Source organism: Flavobacterium sp. LB2P53 (assembly GCF_003970305.1).
In the GTDB taxonomy this organism is placed as follows: domain Bacteria; phylum Bacteroidota; class Bacteroidia; order Flavobacteriales; family Flavobacteriaceae; genus Flavobacterium.
In genome coordinates this window covers 18,106-39,292 of sequence record NZ_RYDG01000012.1, presented here as the reverse complement: position 1 = coordinate 39,292, position 21,187 = coordinate 18,106, and the positions used below count along the sequence as shown (strand labels likewise).

Genomic DNA, 21,187 nt, shown 5'->3' with positions numbered 1-21,187 from the left:
CAGTATTGAATTGCATCGCAAAAAGTGTGTGAATCGCTTATCCCGCTTTTGGGCGGGATCTAAGGTAATCAGTATTGAATTGCATCGAATTGCATCGCAAAAAGTGTGTGAATCGCTTATCCCGCTTTTGGGCGGGATCTAAGGTAATCAGTATTGAATTGCATCGCAAAAAGAGTGTGAATCGCTTATCCCGCTTTTGGGCGGGCATGATCTATTTTTTTTTTAAGACCTTACAGTAATGAGAGGTCTTTTTTTGTTCATGTAATTATTGCGACTTTATTACATTTATTCTAAAGTAGCTGTTGGGTGTAATCCAATGCGTTTAATTTTTTAACCACATAGAAACATAGATTTTAAAATTATGTAAGTCGTTTCACTTTTTTGGAGAAAATCATAGCTATATGAAGCCAAAAATTGGGCTGTCCAACTCTTTTTTTCTATGTTTCTATGTGGTTCATTTTTTTTAGTTAAGATTAATTGAAATTTTCATTAATTACACCCAACGAGTTAAAGTACTATATTTACATTTTACCTTAAAACCGAATAGTATGAAAAAACTTCAAATTGTATTCTTATTTTTTCTTCTTGGTCATACTGTAGTTTCTTATGCAGCAAAAGCCGATACATTGCAAATTCCTAGTATGGCAATGAATAAAACGTATAAAGCTGCGGTAGTATTACCAAGTTCGTATGCAAAAAGCAAGATTAATTATCCCGTGCTTTATCTGTTGCATGGCGCTTATGGTCATTTTAATGATTGGTTGTCTAAAACTCCGGATAAGAATTTATTGCACAATTTAGCAGATCAGTATAATATCATAATCGTAATGCCGGAAGGAGAAACATTCAGTTTTTATCTGGATAGCCCTGTGAATAAGGGAAGTCAGTTTGAAACGTATATTACAAAAGAAGTAATTCAGAAAGTAGACAACACTTATCGGACAATAAACAACAGAAAAGGACGTGTAATTACGGGACTTTCTATGGGAGGTCACGGAGCATTGTATCTTTCGACAAGACATCCAGAACTATTTTGTGCAGCAGGAAGTATGAGCGGCGCTGTTGATATGGGAAGCATGATTAATCCGGAATCTAAGGAAAGAGTTACTAAATTAATGGAACCTGTTTTTGGGATTGAAGGAGCGCCACAGGAAGTATATGCCTCCAGTGCAGTTTTGAATATGGTGGATAAAATAAAAAGTAACAAACTGGAATTGATTATAGATTGCGGTGTAGATGATTTTTTGATTGAATCCAATAGAGAATTACACCGAAGGCTTGTTTATAATAAAGTTGCTCACGATTATACGGAACGGCCAGGAGCGCATACGTGGGAATATTGGGAAAATGCGTTACCTTCTCATGTGTTGTTTTTTAGCAAAATTTTAAACAATAATGGCGTGGCTGTTGTGGAGAAATAATAACCGAATAGTAATAAAATTTTAAAAAAGCCTTTCATCTGAGAGGCTTTTTTAGTTTCTTTTAAGCCCAGGATTATTAGGTATAATTTAAGTTTTTTTTCCATAATTGAAAAGCACTTTTTTTTGAAAATAAAGTTTGGCACAATTCATGAATAGAGTTTTTTAATATAAATTATAAAACGATAACGAATGAAAAAAATTACCTTATTTTTAGTTTTCATCGGGATGATGACTCTACAAAGTTGTGAAGTGACAGAACTATATGATACCGTTGATAACGGTCCTCGAACTGAAGTGTATGAAGTTACAACTTCGTTCAACTCCAATAATAATTATAGCAGCTTGGTTGTATTTGATCCGCCAATTTATTCTTCGGATTCTGTTTTAGTATACCATTTGTATGATACGGTAAATGGAGCAGATATTTGGAAATTAATGCCTCAAACGTATTATCTGAATAATGGTGGTGAATTAGATTTTAATTTTGATTATTCCAGGTTTGATGTTAAAATTTTTCTTGCGGCTAATTTCAATCTGAATACTTTAGATTCCAGTTGGACACAAAATCAAACTTTTAGAATAGTAATTGTACCAGCAAATTTTGCCTCTACAATAAACAAAAATAATATGGATGCAGTTATGTCCTCATTGAAGGTTAGTAAAAGTGAAATTCAAAAAATAAATTTATAATTTCAGAGAAGTCAAAAAAAAAGGAAATCGAAAGATTTCCTTTTTTTATAGACCTTAAAATTAGGAGACAAACTCTTTGCTGTTTTTTCTAAGTGAAACTACAATTCCCACTATAAGAGCCACCGCTATAAAAGCCAGTGACATCCATTCCGGAATTTCATAATTGTATTTTTTTAGTATGTCATGGGTTAACATTTTCACACCAACAAAACTTAAAATAGCAATTAGACTGTATTCCAGATAACTAAATTTAGCTAACATATTAGCCAGAAAGAAATACATGGATCGCAATCCTAGAATGGCAAAAATATTAGAACTGAAAACTAAAAAGGGGTCATTAGTAATGGCTAAAATAGCAGGAACACTATCAATGGCAAAAACCACATCCATGACTTCAATAACCACAAGAGCTACAAATAGAGGGGTTGCGGCAGTAATGTGTCTTCTTTTGACAAAGAAATGCTCCTCATCCATATGATTAGATATGGGCATTATTTTTTTTAGGCTTTTATAGACGAATGATTTTTTAGGTTCAAATTTTTCATTTTCATTTCCAAACAACATTTTCATGGCAGTATAGATCAGGAAAGCACCAAAAATATACGTCATCCAAGAAAATTTATTGATTAGCATAACGCCAAAAAAGATCATTAGGCCTCTAAAGAATATTGCCCCTAATATTCCCCAAAATAAAACACGATGCTGGTATTGTGGCGGAATTTTAAAAGCAGAAAAGATTATGGCTATGACAAAGATGTTGTCAATGCTTAATGATAATTCAATTAAATATCCGGTAATGAACTTTATGGATGCTGTTGTGGGAGTTAATTGATCCGGATTTGCGATATAATTATTGTTGTAGAGCCAATAAATAACGCCGGAAAACAGGAATGATAAAGTAACCCATATTGCAGTCCACTTACCCGCTTCTTTTGAACTTATAATATGTGGCGTTTTGTTGAAAACACCTAAATCAAGAGCCAAGAAAATCATTACGGCTACTAAGAAAGAAATCCAGACAATCATATATCATATATTTAAAAAGTTGCACAAAGATACTTTTAGATTGTTTAACTTCAATAAATATTTAATCGAAAGTTTGGTGTTGTTTGTGATTGTCTATGTTTATTTTATTTTATGAAAATATCAGTAAAAATAAATAGGGGTGTTTAAATTGCTAAGTTGTTATTATAATTAATATTTTTTGTTAATTTGATAAATTTGACGTGGTTACCCATAAAAAACAGAGGTAATATTTTATAAAAGTAATTATTAAATTATATTTGCATCAAAATAATAGGGGGTTTAATTAATTAAAACAAAATTGTATGTCATCATTACGTTTTCAAGCTTTGAAAGAAGCATCAAACAGAGTTCCAGTAAAATTTGAAGAGACTGATAGAAAATCAACTATTTTTGGTTCAAATGTCTTTAATGACAAAGCAATGAAACAGTTTTTAACTTCAGATGCTTTTAAAGGAGTGCGCGATGCAGTTCAACATGGAACTAAAATAGACAGAAAATTAGCGGATTATATCGCAATGGGAATGAAAGAGTGGGCCTTGGCTAAAGGGGTGACTCATTATACACACTGGTTTCAGCCACTTACAGGAACAACCGCTGAAAAACATGATGCTTTCTTTGAAACTTCGTATGATGGCAGTGATCCAGTAGAGAAATTTGGTGGCGCTCAATTAGTACAACAAGAACCGGATGCATCTAGTTTTCCAAATGGTGGAATCAGAAATACATTTGAAGCTAGAGGGTATACAGCTTGGGATCCAACATCTCCAGCATTTATTTTTGGAACTACTTTGTGTATTCCAACGGTTTTTATTTCCTATACGGGGGAAGCTTTAGACTATAAAACACCTTTGTTGAGAGCTTTGACCGCTATGGATGACGCTGCTACCGAAGTATGTAAATATTTTGATAAAAATGTAAAAAAGGTAACTGCAACTTTAGGTTGGGAACAAGAATATTTCTTAATTGATAGATCTTTAGCAAATTCGCGTCCTGATCTTATGATGACCGGTAGGACTTTGTTAGGACATACATCGGCTAAGGGGCAACAATTAGATGACCATTATTTTGGGTCTATACCTACTCGTGCCTTAATGTATATGAGAGACTTGGAACAAGAATGCATGTTGTTAGGAATTCCTGTGAAAACACGTCATAATGAAGTAGCACCAAATCAATTTGAATTGGCTCCTATTTTTGAAGAAACAAATCTTGCTGTTGATCATAACTGCTTGTTGATGGATGTGATGCAAAAAGTAGGAGAACGCCATGATTTGAAAGTGTTGTTTCATGAAAAACCTTTCAAAGGAGTGAACGGTTCCGGAAAGCATAATAACTGGTCCTTGGCAACAGATACAGGAGTGAATTTATTGAGCCCTAGTAAAACTCCAATGAGTAATTTACAGTTTCTGACTTTCTTTATCAATACAATAAAAGCAGTAAATGATTACGAGTCTTTATTAAGAGGTGCAATTGCTACTGCAAGTAATGATCATAGACTAGGGGCAAATGAAGCACCACCAGCAATTATATCCGTATTTATTGGGGCGCAGTTGACTAAAGTTCTAGCAGAATTAGAAGGTGTAACTGCAGGGAAACTATCTCCAGAAGAAAAAACAGACTTAAAACTAAATGTAGTAGGGAAAATTCCAGATGTTCTTTTGGACAATACAGATAGAAATAGAACATCACCATTCGCTTTTACAGGAAATAAGTTTGAGTTCAGAGCAGTAGGATCATCAGCTAACTGTTCTAATTCAATGACGACTTTGAATACTATTGTAGCAAAACAATTAAAAGATTTCAAAATTGAAGTAGATGCGCTGATAGAATCTAAAGACATGAAAAAAGATGATGCTATTTTCAATGTTTTGAGAGAGTACATCAAAGTTTCTAAGAAAATCCTTTTTGAAGGAGACGGATATAGTGAAGCATGGGAAATTGAAGCAGGTAAAAGAGGGTTAAGTAACTTTAAAACAACTCCTGAAGCACTAAAAGCAAGAGCTTCTAAGCAAGCTTTAGATTTGTTTTCTGAAATGGGTATCATGAATCATATTGAAGTGGAGGCACGTTATGAAATAGAATTAGAGGAGTATACTAAGAAAATTCAAATTGAAGGTAGAGTTTTAGGTGATCTTTCTCAAAACCATGTTATTCCAACAGCCATTCGCTACCAAAACACTTTGATTGAAAATGTGAAGGGACTAAAAGAGATTTTTGGTGCTGATTTTGAAAAAATTGCAAAAGAACAAATCATTTTAATCAAAGAAATTTCCGGACATATTGAGGGGATCAATTCTAAAGTTCATGAAATGACCGAAGCTAGAAAGAAAGCCAATGCAATTACTGATGCACATGAAATGGCTCTAGCTTATTGTGATAAAGTAAAACCATTTTTTGAAGAAATTAGAAGCCATTGTGATAAACTGGAGCTGTTAGTGGATGATGAGATTTGGACACTAACAAAATACAGAGAATTGTTATTTACGAAGTAATCTACTTATTAACACATCGAGTGTCATTATAAGTCAAATAATATCTGGATTTACCGGTGCTCTAGGGTAGTATTATTTTTTGACGCATGCATGCTTGATTGGGAGTAATTTATTGCGCCATTGAAATTTAATAAAAATGTCTATCTGTTTCAGGTAGACATTTTTTTGATGTTTTGCACCTTGAAAGGCTAAATTGAAGGGTGTAAACAAATATTCTTAGTATGACAATTTTAGCAAGAAACACTTCTGATGACTCGATAGGCAAAACCCAAAAAAATAATTACCTTTGCCGCACAACTACCTGCATAAAAGCAGACTTCACAACTAGACTACATGAGTTCAGATACTTCAAAAAGATATGCGCTTCGCGGTGTTTCGGCATCCAAAGAAGATGTTCATAATGCGATAAAAAATATTGATAAAGGATTATATCCACAAGCTTTCTGTAAAATTGTCCCTGATTATTTAACTCAAGACGAAGAATATTGTCTGATCATGCATGCTGACGGAGCGGGAACTAAATCCTCTTTGGCCTACATGTATTGGAAAGAAACAGGCGATATTTCTGTTTGGAAAGGCATTGCCCAAGATGCTTTAATCATGAATATTGACGATTTATTGTGCGTGGGTGCAACGGATAATATTCTGCTTTCATCAACCATTGGAAGAAATAAAAATTTGATTACCGCTGAAGTAATTTCAGCAATTATTAACGGAACCGAAGAACTGATTAAAGAACTGGAATCTTTTGGGGTGACCATTCATTCAACAGGTGGAGAAACTGCTGATGTAGGCGATATTGTTCGAACTATAATTGTAGATTCAACAGTAACTGCTCGTATGAAACGCAGCAAAGTAATTGATAATGCTAATATTAAAGCCGGTGATGTAATTGTAGGATTGGCTTCTTTTGGCCAGGCTACCTACGAGAAAAACTATAATGGCGGAATGGGAAGCAACGGGTTAACATCGGCGCGTCATGATGTTTTCGGGAAATATTTGGCAACCAAATATCCGGAGAGTTTCGATGCTTTAGTTCCTGAAGAATTAATCTATTCTGGACAAGTAAAATTGACAGACGCCGTTGAAAATTCACCAATCGATGCCGGACAATTAGTGCTTTCGCCAACCAGAACGTATGCACCAATCATTAAGAAAATTTTAGACCAATATTCTTCCAATCAAATTCACGGAATGGTGCATTGCAGTGGAGGAGCCCAAACTAAAATTTTACACTTTGTAGAAAACCTACACATTATAAAAGACAATTTATTTCCAGTTCCGCCATTATTTCAGTTAATTCAAGAACAATCTAAAACGGATTGGAAAGAAATGTACCAAGTTTTCAATTGCGGTCACCGTATGGAAATTTATGTTCCGGAAGCTGTTGCACAAGACATTATTGCGATTTCAAAATCATTTAATGTTGATGCGCAAATCGTAGGTAGAGTAGAAGCTGCTACTTCAAAAAAACTGACTATTACCAGTGAATACGGAACTTTTGAATATTAAAAAGCTTCAATTGAAGTTCATTTTTCAATCTTTCAATTCTTTAATCTTTTAATTTTTTATCTATGTACGAATTGGTTTTTTGGAAATATCTGGAGGGGATTTATCTCAACCATCACGAAGTTTATGAAGCTGTTTCAGAAGAACAAGCTGAAATTGAAGGTCTTGAAGAACTTCCGGTACAAGTCATTTTGAACAGAATTGCTTCTGTATTCTCCAAATGGGAAAAAGTAGACGAGAACAGTTGGAAAAATAACTATGGTGCAGGTGCTTTTCATATCAGGATGACGCCCCAAAGTGTAAAAATTGATTGTTATGGCACTGAAGGAAAAACAATGGATACTTTAGTGAATATAATGGATGAATTCAAATGTTCGCTGTATGATCCCCAAGTTCCGGAGCGATATGATGAAATGAGTGAATAAAATTTTCACGTCTATCGCGGCTATGAGAATCAGTGATGTAAGTAAGTCGAAAGTTTAAAAGTCGTAAAGTCAAAAGAATTAACTTTAAGTAAAACAGCTTTAAATCATATTGTTACATAATTTTATCCTGATTTTAAAATACGACATTATACCATGGTTATTACTTATAACCCAAATTAGTTTTAAATCAGCTTATTTACCGCTGGTGTATTCAGAAGAATTGGCGTTCCATAACCAATTTTCTTCAGCTTTTTTAACTGCGTTTCAGCATCACCTACCACTAAATAGATCATTTTATCAGCATTCAAATACTTTTCTGAAAGCTTTTTTATGGAGCCAATAGTAATTTTGTTTGGTATTAATAGCCAAATCTTTGACCCATCCCTCCACAGTGGTTTACTTGTAATGGTTGTCTGTTTCTGTAAAAAAAAATCAGAAAATTCTATTTTAGTTAATATGGATCATTACTTAGTTTTTTCCTTCAAGGTTAAATAGAGGAATGGTATAGGATCAGAATTAAATTTGGCTGACAAAATCTAAAAAAACTTTTTTGTGAAGTTCTAAATCCATGGTAGGAGAAAGTGCTACACGTACGATGTAATCTTTGTCACCCTCTTTAGTCGTCCCTTGAGTTGATGTTGCCGGAATTGTCCAGTAACATCCTTTTAACTGCCCATAACTCACACAAAACTTGCTTTCATTAGGTATTTCTCTAATCATTAAATTTATTAACCTAAGATTTAACTCTCTTTTATGAGCTTCTTTTTCTTCCGTTGTGTTCCCTTTACTGGGAAGGTCTAATGAAAACACAGAGGGGGTAAATCCTTGGTCTGCCAATGCTGACGAAACAAAATTAATTTTCGCCGCTGGTAAAGTTTTTTTTATGAAGTTTACAAATTCATGTGTATTATGATATGCATCCTTTATTCTTTGATTCATAGAAGGCAATTGTTTTGCCAAAATCTCCATTTGAAGATTGGTAGCCTCATTATCGCAAAGTTTTAGATGAAATTCTATTTTTTTCATCAACCCTTCCGTTTTTTTATTTCCCACACAATAGCCCGCAGTACATTGCCCGCCACTTGGAAATTTAGATCCGCTTACATATGAAATGGTCCTAATTGGTGATAATATATCCTCTTCACCTAAAAAGTGTACATTTGGACAAAAGGTTTGATCTAAAACAAAAATAGGATCTGTAGCAATTTTACCAGTTGCAGTTTTTCGCTGTTTACTCAAAGTAGCGCTTAATTTGAAAAGATCCGGAACTTCAACTCTGGGATTTGTTGGAATTTCAGCAATTATGATTGGAATAGCATCCTCGTCAGCAATTTTATCTAAAAGAAGCGCAATACTTTCAACCATATCTTTACCACCGTCAACCAGTAAATCCAGTATTTGAACAGAGTCAATGCAAGCAGCAACCCGTCTGGCTTGGTCGTTTGTACCACCGTAACAATTGGGGGGAACAATAATTTTGATCGCCTTTCCTTTATGGTTTTCCTTCGCATCATGAATTAATCCCATGACAACCGCATATTGAATTGATAGTCCACTGGAAGCAATTAGTGCTTTTGTCTTGCTTCCGGTAATGGTCGCAATCGAATCTAAAACCATTGCTTTGTTTGTCTCGATAGTATTCTCTTTTGGTTCTAAAGAAGATTGTGCTGTCAGAATTTTCAACATAGCAAGACAATTGGCTGGCGTCATTGCAATGGTCTCTCTTCTTCTGACATGCTGAATTTCGGGGATATAACTTTCGTTTTGGTCTCCATTTACAACTAAAATACTTCCAAAGTCAGAATGAACATTGATAAAAAAGTCAATGTTTTTGGTAAAATCAAAAGTGCTAATTTCATCTTGCTGCGTAATGAAAATGGTACTCCCGTCAAACTTGGAAATGGCTGTTTCTTTTTCAATCTTCTTTAAATCAAATGTATAGCCATAAATGTGCTGAAGTACTTCAACATCAAAAAATTCTGGTAATTCACCAGTGTAAATAATTTGAGTGTTTTTGCCAGCTAATAAATTTTTCCTTAGTACTGCCAAAATCGGAGTCGTCTTTGAGGAAAAACTAATTACATTTTCTGGTTTTAAATGATGTAAGTGGGCAATCACCCATTCTAATATACAAGATAATGGATGCCCTAATCGAATATAGTCATAAGCAGTGGGTAACTCTCCTAATGCCTTTGATTCAGAATTATTGCTATTAAATAAAATTTCAAACTGTTCTAAGAATTGAGTTTTCGCCAATTTTTCGTCATAAATATCTAGTCTGTGAGTTGTTAGATTCAACCAGCCAGTTGGCTTATTTTCTAACACGTCTTTAATATAACGTACTATTTTATTGTCTTTCATAATTTCCACCTTTAGATAAGATGGTAATATACAGTAATTAGATTTATTTAAAAGTGTTACAAGAGGTTTTATTATTACAGATCTGTTGTCAGTGTTGTGAAAGTGTCAGGAATAAATCCTCTAGGAGTGCTCTTTTTGGTTAGTCAGTAAATAAATATATGGCATAGAAACTTCAATCAGAATTCTTTAACAAAAATTATTTCGTCGGTCTTAAAAAAGATATTATTAAAAAAAAATAGTTTACCCGTAATTAAAAAATCCCTAAACGAATGCTCGGAGTGCTTACTCGCACCGGAGTGTTTATTATAGTACGATTTGGTCTTCTCTGATAGTTGTGTCTGTTGTCGTATTGGTAATAATAAAACTGGGCATTGCTATAAAAATAATCGCTATGGTGATCGTGATTGCAATGTTGGTGATGTTCTGCATATGCCTCTTTTTTTCCTTGAATGTAGGCGCGATAAGCTTTTTTGTTGTTTTTCTTTAATTGTTTTTCGTATTTTTTTTGTTCTTTCCAAAAAGCTTTGTCTTCGCTGTTGTTTTGAGCAGTAAACTCCTGCTCATATTTTGCATCCTCTGCAGCGCGTTGTTGGTAATAAGTTACCGTAGCTTGTTTTGTGTTTTTTTTTGGTTCATCGGTACTATTGGCTTCTTGCGCATTTATATTTATGGCAAAACCAATAGTGATGAAAATGAGTAAGGCTTTAAATGTGTTCATAATTTTTATTTTAGTGATTATTGAGTGCTTCTTTATTGATAGCATTCTCAAGTAAGACAACTCTAAAGCAATTTACCCTACCAAGGGTTCATAATGTTTGTGACCCAACATACGTTGTATTTCTAATGCCGAAAAACTCTTTTGTGACAGCATCACGAGTTCAATACAGAGCATCCAATATTGGAAAAGGCAAATTAGTATTCTCCATAACGGTGCCTGAACGAAGACTGACACGACTACCGCATTTTTTGCATTGAAATTTTAAATCTGCCTTACGAAAGTAATGTTCGGTGTGTTGACACTTTTTACATACAATTACCATTTCAAGTAGTTTAGCTTTGAATCCCTTATTACGTGTGACTTAATCAGGGTATTTCTCTAAAAATTCAGGTAGGTTCATAGCTCGTATTTAATAGGTTGATGACTCAAAAACAAGCTATTTTTAGCATTGGTACAAGTGACGGATAGTCATATTAAATTAATACCATTCAGCAGGGCTAATACAAATTAGGTTCTCTACAAACCAAATTCAGGGTTACAAGAACTAAATAAGCGACCTGAGCAATCGGTGCTTATTTTGAAAACGAACATTGTAGCTTGTATAATTACTAAGCTGGTTTTGTATAAACAATAAAAAACAGTAGTTTAGCTAATAATTTTTTATTTATAAAATCCGTAATCTGCAAACCTAATAAATATGTCACAAGAAACTACTTCTGGAAGCCTAAAAAAAGGAAAAGTTGTGAATGTCATTCCGTTAAAAACAGCCCAAAGATGGGCAAAACGATGGTCTAAACGAGAAGGGGATTATAACAAACACCATCATTTAAATGCTTTTTTGATCCCTAAAATTGATTTAGTAGAAGTCCTCAAAGAAGGGGTCGATGCAGTGAGAGCATACATAGGAGTTGATGATGATGGAGTAGAAAAATTAATGATTGTGGGAACAAAATATGATCCCCTAACTCAAATTTATGTTGATATGATCACTCAAGACAATGGTGACGCTGGTGCAACGGAAGATGATATTTATGATTTTACGTCTCCTTGTCCATCTACTTGTGATCCTGAAACTCTAATGCTACAATAGATGTTAAATGTATTTATATATGTAGGTCTCTTGGTTTTATTTTTGAATTTTGTTTTATTTATCCGGTGCTTTTCTCTTCAGGATAAAGTCTTTAAGATTTTTACAGGATATTTAGGGTTGGTTTTAGTTATCCAAATAATTTCGAATGTCTTGGCAAGAGTTAATATTAATAACCTTTATTTGTCTCATTTTTATTTTGTGGGTCAGTTTATAATACTCAGTTTTTTTTACAAAGTTTTATTAAAAGAGACGTATCAAAAAAAGATTGTTACAGTGGGTTTGTATGCTGGTTTAGCAGTCATTGGAATTCAATACGTACTAGATCCGAGTTTGTTTTTTAAATTCAATTTATTCGAAATATTCATTACCTCTTTTTTAATAGTTAGCTACGCAACCCTACATCTTTACAACATATTAAATGAGAAAAAAGAGTATTATTATATCAATATGGGTATTTTACTCTATTTATTTGGAAGCACCATTTTATTTATAGTAGGAAATTTGACAAATATATTGAGACTGGAATACACAAAAATACCTTGGGTATTGAACTCAGGACTCTATATAGTCTACCAATTATTCATTTTACTAGAGTGGAAAAAAAGTTTTTCCAAAAAGTAATTAAATAAATATTTATGAAGGCAGAATTAATAAATGAAAGTGATATAATCGAAATAATTATTTATTCCTGTGTTGCTTTTCTTTTGATGGGATTCGTCTTAATCTTGTTTTTCTATTTTTCGAGAAAAAAAATTATCCAGAAAGAATTAGAAAAAAAAGATCTGGAAATCCAGTATCAAAAAGAGTTATTGAGTGCCGTAATTATTACGCAAGAAGAAGAGCGCAAGCGTATTGCCCAAGATTTACATGACGACATCAGTTCTCAGCTTAATATTGTGTCTTTGAACAGTCATTTGTTAAATACTCCAAATTTGACCAAAGATGAGGTAGGAACAATTACCGAGAATATCATCAATCTGACTGCCAAAGCGCTGGATAGTTCCAGGAAAATCGCACACGGTTTGTTACCTCCGGTTTTAGATAAATTTGGACTAGATGCAGGAGTGGGAGAATTATGCATGGAATGCAATAGTTCTCAAGTTGTCACGGTAAATTATGAAAATACAACCTTCTTTGATATTAAAGATAATATGAAGCATTTACACGTATTTAGAATCTTGCAAGAGTTGATCAATAATTCCATTCGGCACGGTAAGGCAACTGTCATATCTATTCTTTTTGAGGACAATTACGGACTCAAAAAATGCTCTTATTCTGATAATGGAATTGGTTTTGATATGAAAAATAAAGACAAGCAAAAAGGTCTTGGGATGAAAAATATTAATAGTAGAGTCGCTTTTTTAAACAGCACTATTGTCATTAATTCAGCTGTAAATAAAGGGATTACGGTCACTTTTAATTTTTAAATAATGAATGATGTTATTCAAATAATTTTAGTAGATGATGAAATTCTTTTTAGAAAAGGAATCTCTTTTTTGCTGGAACGGGAAACAAATATTGAGATTGTTTTTGAAGCCTCCAATGGGGATGAATTGATTTCCTACCTTCGCAGTACTAAAAATCATCCCGATATTATTATCATGGATCTGAAAATGCCAATTTTAAATGGAGTCGAAGCCACTAAGATCATCCATAAAGAATTCCCTGAAATAAAAATTATAGCGCTAACCAGCTATGATTCTAAATCTTTTGTGGCGAATATGATTGATGTTGGTGCTGTTTCCTATGTGATAAAAAATGCGACACCACAAGAATTGCTTACAACCGTAAATGAAGTGGCTTTAAAAGGATTTTACTATACGGAATATGTCATGAAAATTATTCAAACCAATATTTTGAACACTAGAAAAACGAAAAGTAACTTTGATAGTGGATTTTTGAGTGTACGTGAATTGGAAGTACTCAAACTTATTTGCTATCAAAAAAGCACCTTAGAAATTGCAGAGCAACTTTTTATAAGTCCAAGAACGGTGGAAGGACATCGAAATAACTTGTTGCTTAAAACAGAATCCAGGAATATTGCAGGATTGGTTGTGTATGCGGTTCAAAATGAAATTATGCCGTTTGAAGATTAATCAGAACCCATTTGTACTAAAAGCAATGCTGGATGCACTTTTTTTTGCAAAAAAAGAGAAGATTTTTTTAAAATTTTAAACAACTTAAATTCAGGTTTTAAGATAAGGGATTCCTTTAACAAATGCCAATGGACTAAGAAATATGGTGCTTTTTTTCGATTCTGTTATACGGCTTGAACTTTAACGAATATCCTTTGAAATCTTTTTTAAAAATAGTTTTCAGCATTTTTTTTATGGATTGTATTCCGCCAAAATCCCGTAAATAGGTAAACAGAAATTGCGATACGATCATTTTTTTTGATTCATGGTCAAATTCAGTTTCAAATTTGATAAAATCAGTGGTGACAGTAGCAAGCTGTGATTCAATTTCATCACAATTAAAATAATCAAACGGATCAGGATTTAAATTTGTAGTTCTTAACGCAAAGTGAATTCGGTAGTCTAGTTTACTGACGGCTAAGGTTTTTATAAAACCAGAATAAAATGGATTGGTTACATATCCTAATCCTATTTTGAATTTATTTTTTCTTAAAATACCATGTTCAATATCATTTAACGAGAATATGGAACGTGCAATCTTTATCCTTTTAAGACGATACATAGTGTCGTCTTGTTTTGTTTCGTTTAGAATAATGAGATAAAAAGCATTATAGATATTAATCCAAAAAGTTTTTTTTAAAGCATCAGTGTCCAGACTCTTTTCGATTTTTGTATGTCTGATATAATAAAGTTGTCTTCTGAGGGAAGTCGTATCTTTTCCTAATTTTGCAGTTGATAGGATTTCTTCTGATAACGCGGCATAATAATTTTTTGAAACAATTGGTTGTGGTGTTTTTTGGTCTCGATTTAGCATTACAGAAGAAAATAATTAAAACATAAAGTGTAAAAAACAACAATAAGTCCTACTAACAAAGAAAATCCAATTTTTTTAAAAATAGTTTTAAAATTAAAATGGTTATTGTTTTCCTTTGAATTTAGTACTAAATTTTTCATTTAATGTAGATTAGGTTATAGTTACAAATTTATAGATACTAATTCGTCTGGCTTTAGGTGTTTTTACGTGGTTTTATTTAAATTAGATTGGTGCATTCATTTTAAAGTTAAATTATTCTCATTTGAACGGCTTCCTTTCTATCTTTGAAATATAAAAAGGCAATACAATGATGTACAAGCGATTTATATATATTCTGATTTTTCTACTATCAATTTCCGCAAAAGCTTCTTTTATTTTGTTGCCAATGGATGAAACCACGCAACAAAATCACTTGAAGGCGTATGGAATTACGTTTTGGTGTTTGGAAAAAAATCACAAAGTCAGCTGGCTACTCAACTACCGTGGCGGTTCTTTTTTAGTGCCTGATGCGCAGGAAATACGCAAAGAGTGCCGGATTAGAGGAGTGAGTTTTGAAATAATCTCTGATGAGGAAGAAGTGATACTCTTAAATGAAATCTCCAGTCCGTCCCAGAATATGGAATCCGTTATTTTAGAGAAAGCACCAAAGATTGCAGTGTATACACCAAAAGGGAAACAACCGTGGGATGATGCAGTGACGCTGGTCTTGACCTATGCTGAAATTCCTTTTACAGCTATATATGATCAGGAAGTGTTGGGAGACCAATTGTTGCTTTATGACTGGTTGCACTTGCATCACGAAGATTTTACTGGGCAATACGGTAAGTTTTACGGAGCCTATAAAAATGTACCTTGGTATATTGAACAAAAGAAAGAAGCTGAAATACTGGCGACAAAATTAGGGTTTTCAAAAGTATCTGACGAAAAGGGAGCTGTGGCTAAAAAGATTAGGGACTTTGTAATAGGAGGTGGGTTTATGTTTGCAATGTGCTCCGCAACAGATAGTTTTGATATTGCTCTTGCAGCGGATGGAGTAGATATTTGCGAAGCTATGTTTGATGGGGATGTGAGTGAAGGCAATTACCAATCGAAGATGAATTATAGTAATTCTTTTGCTTTCAAAGATTTTATCTTAGAGCGAAGACCTGAACAATATGAGTTCTCTGATATTGATATGACCTCTAAACGAAGAATTCCTATGGAAAAAGATTATTTTACCTTAATGGAATTTTCGGCAAAATGGGATCCTATTCCCACTATGTTGTGTCAAAATCACACACAACTTGTCAAAGGATTTATTGGACAAACAACATCATTTGATGCGGTACTTGTAAAATCGAATGTTTTAGTCATGGGGACAGGTGAACTTAATGGCGAAGCCCGTTATATTCATGGGCAGAAGGGGAAAGGGATGTTCACTTTTTATGGGGGTCATGATCCGGAGGATTTTCAGCATCAGGTAGGCGATCCCCCTACAGTTTTGGACTTGCATGCAAATTCACCCGGATACCGTTTGATTTTGAACAATGTGTTGTTCCCTGCAGCTAAAAAGAAAAAATTAAAGACATAAGTAAGTCGAAAGTTTAAAAGTCGTAAAGTCAAAAGAATTAACTTTAAGTAAAACAGCTTTAAATAAGATTGTTATGTAATTTTATCTTGATTTTAAAATTAGACATTATACCATGGTTATTACTTAGTATGAAAAATACAATCAGTACCAATTGGTTTTTTTAGCCCTGATGGCAGTGGTATACCACGCTTTTTAGCGTGGATAAAACGAACAGCAGGAATTGCTCCAAATAATTTAAAATCAAAAAAAAAGCCACCTGTTACGGTAGCTTTTGTGATGTAAAAGATAAATGATTAAACGCTTCCATCTTCATTTTCCTTGTCTAAATATTCCTAAACAATATCAATTGCATTAGTCACAACATCACTTAATGCGGTGTGGATATCAATTCAAAGAAAATTCAAACCAAATAGGAACGTGATCGGATATTTTTCGAGCTTCTTTTAGTGTGCTAAAATTTTTATAAAAAGGAATAATACCGGAATTTAGAAGTGTAGTTTTAGAAGTTTTGTAATACATATTATCAAATTCAGAAGCGAGACAAATCTCTTTTTTGCATTCTTGTTTCAATGAGGTTTTTTGGTTTACTAAAATAGATTGAAATCCCATTTTTTTCAACGAATTGAAAACCGAATGTGATTGCGGACAGTTGAAGTCTCCTGCAAAAATTAAATTCAAGATGGGATATTCATCAGGTAAAAATTTGAAATATTTAATCTCGGTTTCGGGTTGCATTTTTTTAGTAATAGCATGAAAATTCACCAGCGTGAATTGTTTGTTTTCATATTGAAAAGTGCAAAAATAGGGCTCTCTCTCAATCTCTAGATGGTATTTTTTTTCGAGCCAAGCTTTTCCTATTTTCTTTACTTTGCTCGTTTTCCAAATGAAGGCATATCTTTCGGTTTTATAGGCACTGCTGCTGGTGGGGTCACTGATCACATACTCCCATTTAGCTCCTTTTCGGTTGAGTTCATCTGTTAATCGTGCTACTGCCTGTGCGCCTCCATATCCGGCAACCACTTCCTGAATGGCAATTATGTCGTAATCTTTCAGCGTTTTTGCAATATAAGTAATGGTTTCTTCGGATTTCGATTTTCCAAAATTGGCTATGTTCCAGGAAAGGATTTTGGTTTGAGCGAAAGCAAAAGTGGCTAGGAAGAGGAACAGTAAGGAAAATAGGGGTTTCATTTAATTAGGAGAATATTAGTATCACTTTTTACGGATAGAATTAGAGTAGCTCAAACGTATGATAATTAAATGGAATTTGAGGAATTTTTCGAGTCTTATGAATTGTTTAATATTGTTTTCTGATGTATTTTATTTTGGTTATATCGACAAAGGAGAAATTTCATTACTTAGACTTGTTATAGGATTCTCCTTTTTTGAAATAATAATAATTGTATGTACTAGAGGCAGTATGGTACAAATAACGGGTAGTCTTGAAAGATAATTACAATTTTAATATTTGATTTTTTTTGAGATTCATATAATTTTTTTTAAAGTTTGGTATAAACAATCAAATGACCATAGTTAGGAACTAAAGCTAATTCTTTTTGTTATTTATTTTATAGTTGTAAATCCCTTTTTGGACTTCATTGATACTGTTGATAGTCTCCAGTTTTAATTTTGCCAATATTTTTTCTTCTATAATTTCACCATTTTTCAAACGGATTTTTATGCTATAGCTTTTGTGTTCATTCATTTTTAAAAAAATAAATACAATCAGAAAAAAAGTAATCAGTAAGATTAGGTCTATTTGCAGGTATAAATAGGAAAGAAAACCCAAGGATAGTAATGCCCAAATAATTATAAATGTATAAACCGGCCTCATTTTATTTACTTTAACGTGAGTCTTGTCTAACTCAGAAAATAATATTTTTTGTGTTTTATAAGTCAATATTATTCCGTTTTCAGTTACCGTTATTTTTCTGAAATTGTTATTAAAAATCATTTGTTTAATTATAATTAAATATTCTTGTCAACTTTTAGAATTTATGGTGCAACAGGTACTTTAATGACTTAGGTTTAAAGGTCATATTACAGGATTTATTTCGTATTGTAAATACTTTTACAAAGCAAATCACTTCCCTTCATAAGCCCCAACAGTTTCCAATAATTCCTTTTCAAATTGATAAATGTCATCAATTGACTGAATGTGATGTTTTATTTCGATTTTGTTTTCATTGAAAAGGCCAAGATATTTTTTAGTTCCGTTGAGATGCAACCTGCATAAAGGTTTGCGGTTGTTGTCATCAAGTAAAATCCCAAAGTAGGATTGAGTATCCCGAGGAACGATTCTGTTTACAGGAATTTTACGCCTTAGAATAGCCACGACAATTCGGTAGGCTTCCAGTTCTTCATCACTCGTAATCACTTTGCTCGCTTCTTCAACGGGTTCCATTTTTTCTTCTTGTTGTTTTATTGTTTCTTTATTTAGTGCGGCATTCAAGCGGTCATTAATTTTTTCGTTGATAAATTGATTAAATGCTTTTTGAACTAACATTTTGAATTCTTCCATCACTTTTTCCGTAAGTCTTCCAGCATATACTTTATTAGCAAAGAGTTTTATAAAATCATTCGAGGGATTTTCCAGTTCGTCATTAATCTCTTTTTTGATTTCTTTGGTATATTTTAAAGCACTCGCATTGTTTAGAATGTGATCTACATTAAAACTTGATTTATGGAATTTAGCAATTTCAATGATCGAATTTTCTTTGAGATTGATGATGTCAAACTCCAGAAAAGGCTTCTGGTCCATTTTGTTTTTCTCGTCTAAATCGGTATAAAATTGATATTGAATGCCATTAGTTAAGAGTGCAAAACGAGTTTTTGTGACATGAAAATAGCGAAATAGTTGTGAGCTGTGCACTGAAAGGTTTTCTTTCCAGCTTTTGCATTCAACAATTAGGATGGGTTCACCGCTCTGGAAAATAGCATAGTCTACCTTTTCTCCTTTTTTTAATCCAATATCGGCAGTGAATTCAGGGACTACCTCCAGCGGATTGAAGGCATCATAGCCAAGCATGTTGATAAATGGGAGTACAAATGCGTGTTTGGTTGATTCTTCGGTTTCGATTTTGTCTTTTAACTGAATGATTTTATCCGCTAGGGATTTTAGTTGAATGGTTAATTCCATAGTATTTTGTTGCTAATTGGTTTCAAAATTACTTCCGTAAAAGATAACTTCTTTACGGTTTTCCTCATTTGGATTGTTTTTTCCGAATTTTATACGCTATATCAATAATCCGCCGATACTCAGTACAACTATTTGTATTGAAAACAACAGGATGTATTTCATAATTATAATTTTTTCCATTGATTCTTTTTTTTACGTTCCGATGTATAAATAACTTTACCTTTTCGTTGTCTTGAAGAGCTTTTTAGCTTTTCTTGAGGTATAGCAATCCCAATTGGACTTTGTATTGGATTTGCAAGAGGTATTTGATTTTTTCTTTTTAACGAATCAGTTTGCGTATTTGTTTTTTTGTCTATAGCTGTATCCGTTTGTTTTGGTACTATTAACACATCGTCATCATATTTTCGATGTATTTGGTTGTGAAGTATTTGTCGGTGTTGAGGTTGTTTTTTTGGTTCTGATTTGCAAGATGTTAGGATGCAAAATGACAGTATAAAAAAGATGGGTTTTTTTATTTGGTTTTTGAACTCCCGATAGTTGTCCTTTGTCAAGATCCTTCCTTCGGAATATCGAGCGAATACTAAATTGGTTATTGTAAACTGGAGCATTTGTTTCATTTGATTTTTTATAAACCAAATCTAGCAACTTTTGAAATCTATTTTTTACGGGAAACCGTAAAGACATCATTTTTATTAAAATCAGGCTATGATTTGCCAATACAATGGTCAAAAAAAGAAGTGAATTTAAGCTAATATCGCATACTTAAGTAGCAAGAAAGATATATTGTCGCAATTATTAAAAAGAGTTTTTGCCACAGATTGTAAGGATTAAAAAGATTTTTAAAATTACATAACGAATTAATCTGTGCTAATCTGTGAAATCTGTGGCAAAGAAATTTAGTGCTTTATTAAAATACGACATTAAATTTTAGTCATCACTTATCTTTGGTACAACCGTAAAAAACATATCAATTCTACCGCTATGTTTTATGATTTAATCACCGTGTCAAAAATCTTTGGAGCGCTGTAAATGATCTTAGCAATTGATTGTTTTTGATGCTTTTAAATTGCAGTAATAACGTTATTGGAATATTTTTTTTAGTTTTTAATAGTCTGAAATGCGAATTAGACTAATCCTAAATCTTTAGTGATGGCTATAAGATGTACGTTATTGTTTGCTTTGAAATATATTTTAAGCCTATTGATGCGTTTTTCAAGACTACTGGTGCCACTAGGAATAATTCCGGAATTTTTAAATTCCGAAGCAATATCCTCCAGGGTTAATCCATTGGATAAAGATTTTAAAAGTAAAATATCATAGGCTTCAATTTCAAAAAGGGATTTGTTTCTTAAAGCATGGCGTACTTCCTCAGATGGATGAAGGTTCTTATTATTATAAATATTTTGTATCGTTTTCTTGAGTTCCGGAATACTGTCTCTTCCTTTTGATACATAGGCATTTATTCCTAAATTAGTATACAGTGATTTTATTCTAAAGGATTTGTCTTCTATCGAAAACACAATGGTTTTAAGTTCAGGCTGTTCTTTTTTTACGGCTTCAATGAGTTCCTCACCAGAGGATAATCGATCCTGACGGTGATCGGGTTTAAATGATAAATCACTAATCAACAAGTCATAGGGAACTTTGTCATGAAGGGCTCTTTTTATTTTTAGGAAAGCTTCATCACAGTATTTGGCATGGTGAATTTCTAAAATAGAAAGCTCTCTTAGTGCTTGAATTATTGCGATGCTTATAGTGTCTAAATCTTCGGCAACTAAAACTTTATGGAACATATGGACT

19 protein-coding genes and 1 pseudogene are annotated in these 21,187 nt (G+C 33.1%); 10 read left to right on the top strand and 10 right to left on the bottom strand.

The window, feature by feature from the left end:
* The first annotated feature begins 548 nt into the window (after positions 1-548).
* Both EKL95_RS13200 and EKL95_RS13195 read left to right on the top strand, forming a co-directional pair.
* Positions 549-1,421: an alpha/beta hydrolase gene (locus EKL95_RS13200; protein WP_126561869.1), complete on the top strand. Its 873-nt coding sequence runs from the start codon at positions 549-551 to the stop codon at positions 1,419-1,421.
* 189 nt (positions 1,422-1,610) lie between these two features.
* Complete coding sequence (locus tag EKL95_RS13195; protein WP_126460976.1) at positions 1,611-2,111, top strand: hypothetical protein; 501 nt, start codon at positions 1,611-1,613, stop codon at positions 2,109-2,111.
* A 60-nt stretch (positions 2,112-2,171) separates the two neighbouring features.
* Here EKL95_RS13195 and EKL95_RS13190 read toward each other — a convergent pair whose 3' ends face one another.
* The gene (locus EKL95_RS13190; RefSeq protein WP_126460973.1) at positions 2,172-3,137 is read right to left on the bottom strand and encodes a TerC family protein; all 966 of its coding nucleotides are present in this window, start codon (positions 3,135-3,137) and stop codon (positions 2,172-2,174) included.
* 302 nt (positions 3,138-3,439) lie between these two features.
* On the opposite strand from EKL95_RS13190, the gene EKL95_RS13185 reads away from it, so the two are divergent.
* From EKL95_RS13185 to EKL95_RS13175, 3 genes are all read left to right on the top strand, one after another.
* A complete protein-coding gene (locus EKL95_RS13185; protein WP_126460970.1) occupies positions 3,440-5,629 on the top strand; it encodes a glutamine synthetase III in 2,190 nt (729 codons plus the stop codon).
* A gap of 333 nt (positions 5,630-5,962) precedes the next feature.
* The gene (locus tag EKL95_RS13180) at positions 5,963-7,141 is read left to right on the top strand and encodes an AIR synthase related protein (RefSeq protein WP_126460967.1); all 1,179 of its coding nucleotides are present in this window, start codon (positions 5,963-5,965) and stop codon (positions 7,139-7,141) included.
* 62 nt (positions 7,142-7,203) lie between these two features.
* A complete protein-coding gene (locus EKL95_RS13175; protein WP_126460964.1) occupies positions 7,204-7,563 on the top strand; it encodes a hypothetical protein in 360 nt (119 codons plus the stop codon).
* A gap of 516 nt (positions 7,564-8,079) precedes the next feature.
* Here EKL95_RS13175 and EKL95_RS13170 read toward each other — a convergent pair.
* The 3 genes and pseudogenes from EKL95_RS13170 to EKL95_RS13160 all read right to left on the bottom strand — a co-directional run.
* Positions 8,080-9,924 (bottom strand): PLP-dependent transferase, encoded by a 1,845-nt coding sequence (locus EKL95_RS13170; protein WP_126564392.1) that lies wholly within the window; start codon positions 9,922-9,924, stop codon positions 8,080-8,082.
* A gap of 250 nt (positions 9,925-10,174) precedes the next feature.
* On the bottom strand, positions 10,175-10,642 hold the full coding sequence (locus EKL95_RS13165) for a hypothetical protein (protein WP_126561871.1): 468 nt from the start codon (positions 10,640-10,642) through the stop codon (positions 10,175-10,177).
* An 81-nt stretch (positions 10,643-10,723) separates the two neighbouring features.
* A pseudogene (locus EKL95_RS13160) lies at positions 10,724-11,051 on the bottom strand (IS1595 family transposase); the annotation flags it as partial.
* Positions 11,052-11,339: 288 nt separating this feature from the next.
* Here EKL95_RS13160 and EKL95_RS13155 point away from each other — a divergent pair.
* The 4 genes from EKL95_RS13155 to EKL95_RS13140 are packed head-to-tail and all read left to right on the top strand — an operon-like array spanning position 11,340 to position 13,828.
* Positions 11,340-11,732 (top strand): hypothetical protein, encoded by a 393-nt coding sequence (locus EKL95_RS13155; protein ID WP_126460951.1) that lies wholly within the window; start codon positions 11,340-11,342, stop codon positions 11,730-11,732.
* A complete protein-coding gene (locus tag EKL95_RS13150; protein ID WP_126460948.1) occupies positions 11,733-12,353 on the top strand; it encodes a hypothetical protein in 621 nt (206 codons plus the stop codon).
* A gap of 14 nt (positions 12,354-12,367) precedes the next feature.
* Positions 12,368-13,159, top strand: a complete 792-nt coding sequence (locus tag EKL95_RS13145) for a sensor histidine kinase (protein WP_126460945.1) — start codon at positions 12,368-12,370, stop codon at positions 13,157-13,159.
* A gap of 3 nt (positions 13,160-13,162) precedes the next feature.
* A complete protein-coding gene (locus tag EKL95_RS13140) occupies positions 13,163-13,828 on the top strand; it encodes a response regulator transcription factor (protein ID WP_126460942.1) in 666 nt (221 codons plus the stop codon).
* A gap of 133 nt (positions 13,829-13,961) precedes the next feature.
* Here EKL95_RS13140 and EKL95_RS13135 read toward each other — a convergent pair whose 3' ends face one another.
* Entirely contained in the window at positions 13,962-14,681 is a 720-nt protein-coding gene (locus EKL95_RS13135) for a DUF547 domain-containing protein (RefSeq protein WP_126561873.1), read from the bottom strand.
* A gap of 310 nt (positions 14,682-14,991) precedes the next feature.
* Here EKL95_RS13135 and EKL95_RS13130 point away from each other — a divergent pair, with 310 nt between their 5' ends.
* Positions 14,992-16,251 (top strand): asparagine synthetase B, encoded by a 1,260-nt coding sequence (locus EKL95_RS13130; RefSeq protein WP_126564406.1) that lies wholly within the window; start codon positions 14,992-14,994, stop codon positions 16,249-16,251.
* 384 nt (positions 16,252-16,635) lie between these two features.
* Here the strand turns inward: EKL95_RS13130 and EKL95_RS13125 are convergent, their stop codons facing one another.
* From EKL95_RS13125 to EKL95_RS13105, 5 genes are all read right to left on the bottom strand, one after another.
* Complete coding sequence (locus EKL95_RS13125; RefSeq protein ID WP_126564391.1) at positions 16,636-17,439, bottom strand: endonuclease/exonuclease/phosphatase family protein; 804 nt, start codon at positions 17,437-17,439, stop codon at positions 16,636-16,638.
* Between the two features lie 355 nt (positions 17,440-17,794).
* A complete protein-coding gene (locus EKL95_RS13120) occupies positions 17,795-18,202 on the bottom strand; it encodes a hypothetical protein (protein WP_126561875.1) in 408 nt (135 codons plus the stop codon).
* Between the two features lie 129 nt (positions 18,203-18,331).
* Positions 18,332-19,387 carry a type I restriction endonuclease gene (locus EKL95_RS13115; protein ID WP_126564390.1) on the bottom strand — a complete coding sequence of 352 codons (1,056 nt, stop codon included), beginning with the start codon at positions 19,385-19,387 and terminating at the stop codon, positions 18,332-18,334.
* A gap of 164 nt (positions 19,388-19,551) precedes the next feature.
* Positions 19,552-19,776 (bottom strand): hypothetical protein, encoded by a 225-nt coding sequence (locus EKL95_RS13110; RefSeq protein ID WP_126555644.1) that lies wholly within the window; start codon positions 19,774-19,776, stop codon positions 19,552-19,554.
* A gap of 735 nt (positions 19,777-20,511) precedes the next feature.
* Positions 20,512-21,180 carry a response regulator transcription factor gene (locus EKL95_RS13105; RefSeq protein WP_126460926.1) on the bottom strand — a complete coding sequence of 223 codons (669 nt, stop codon included), beginning with the start codon at positions 21,178-21,180 and terminating at the stop codon, positions 20,512-20,514.
* Positions 21,181-21,187 lie beyond the last annotated feature (7 nt).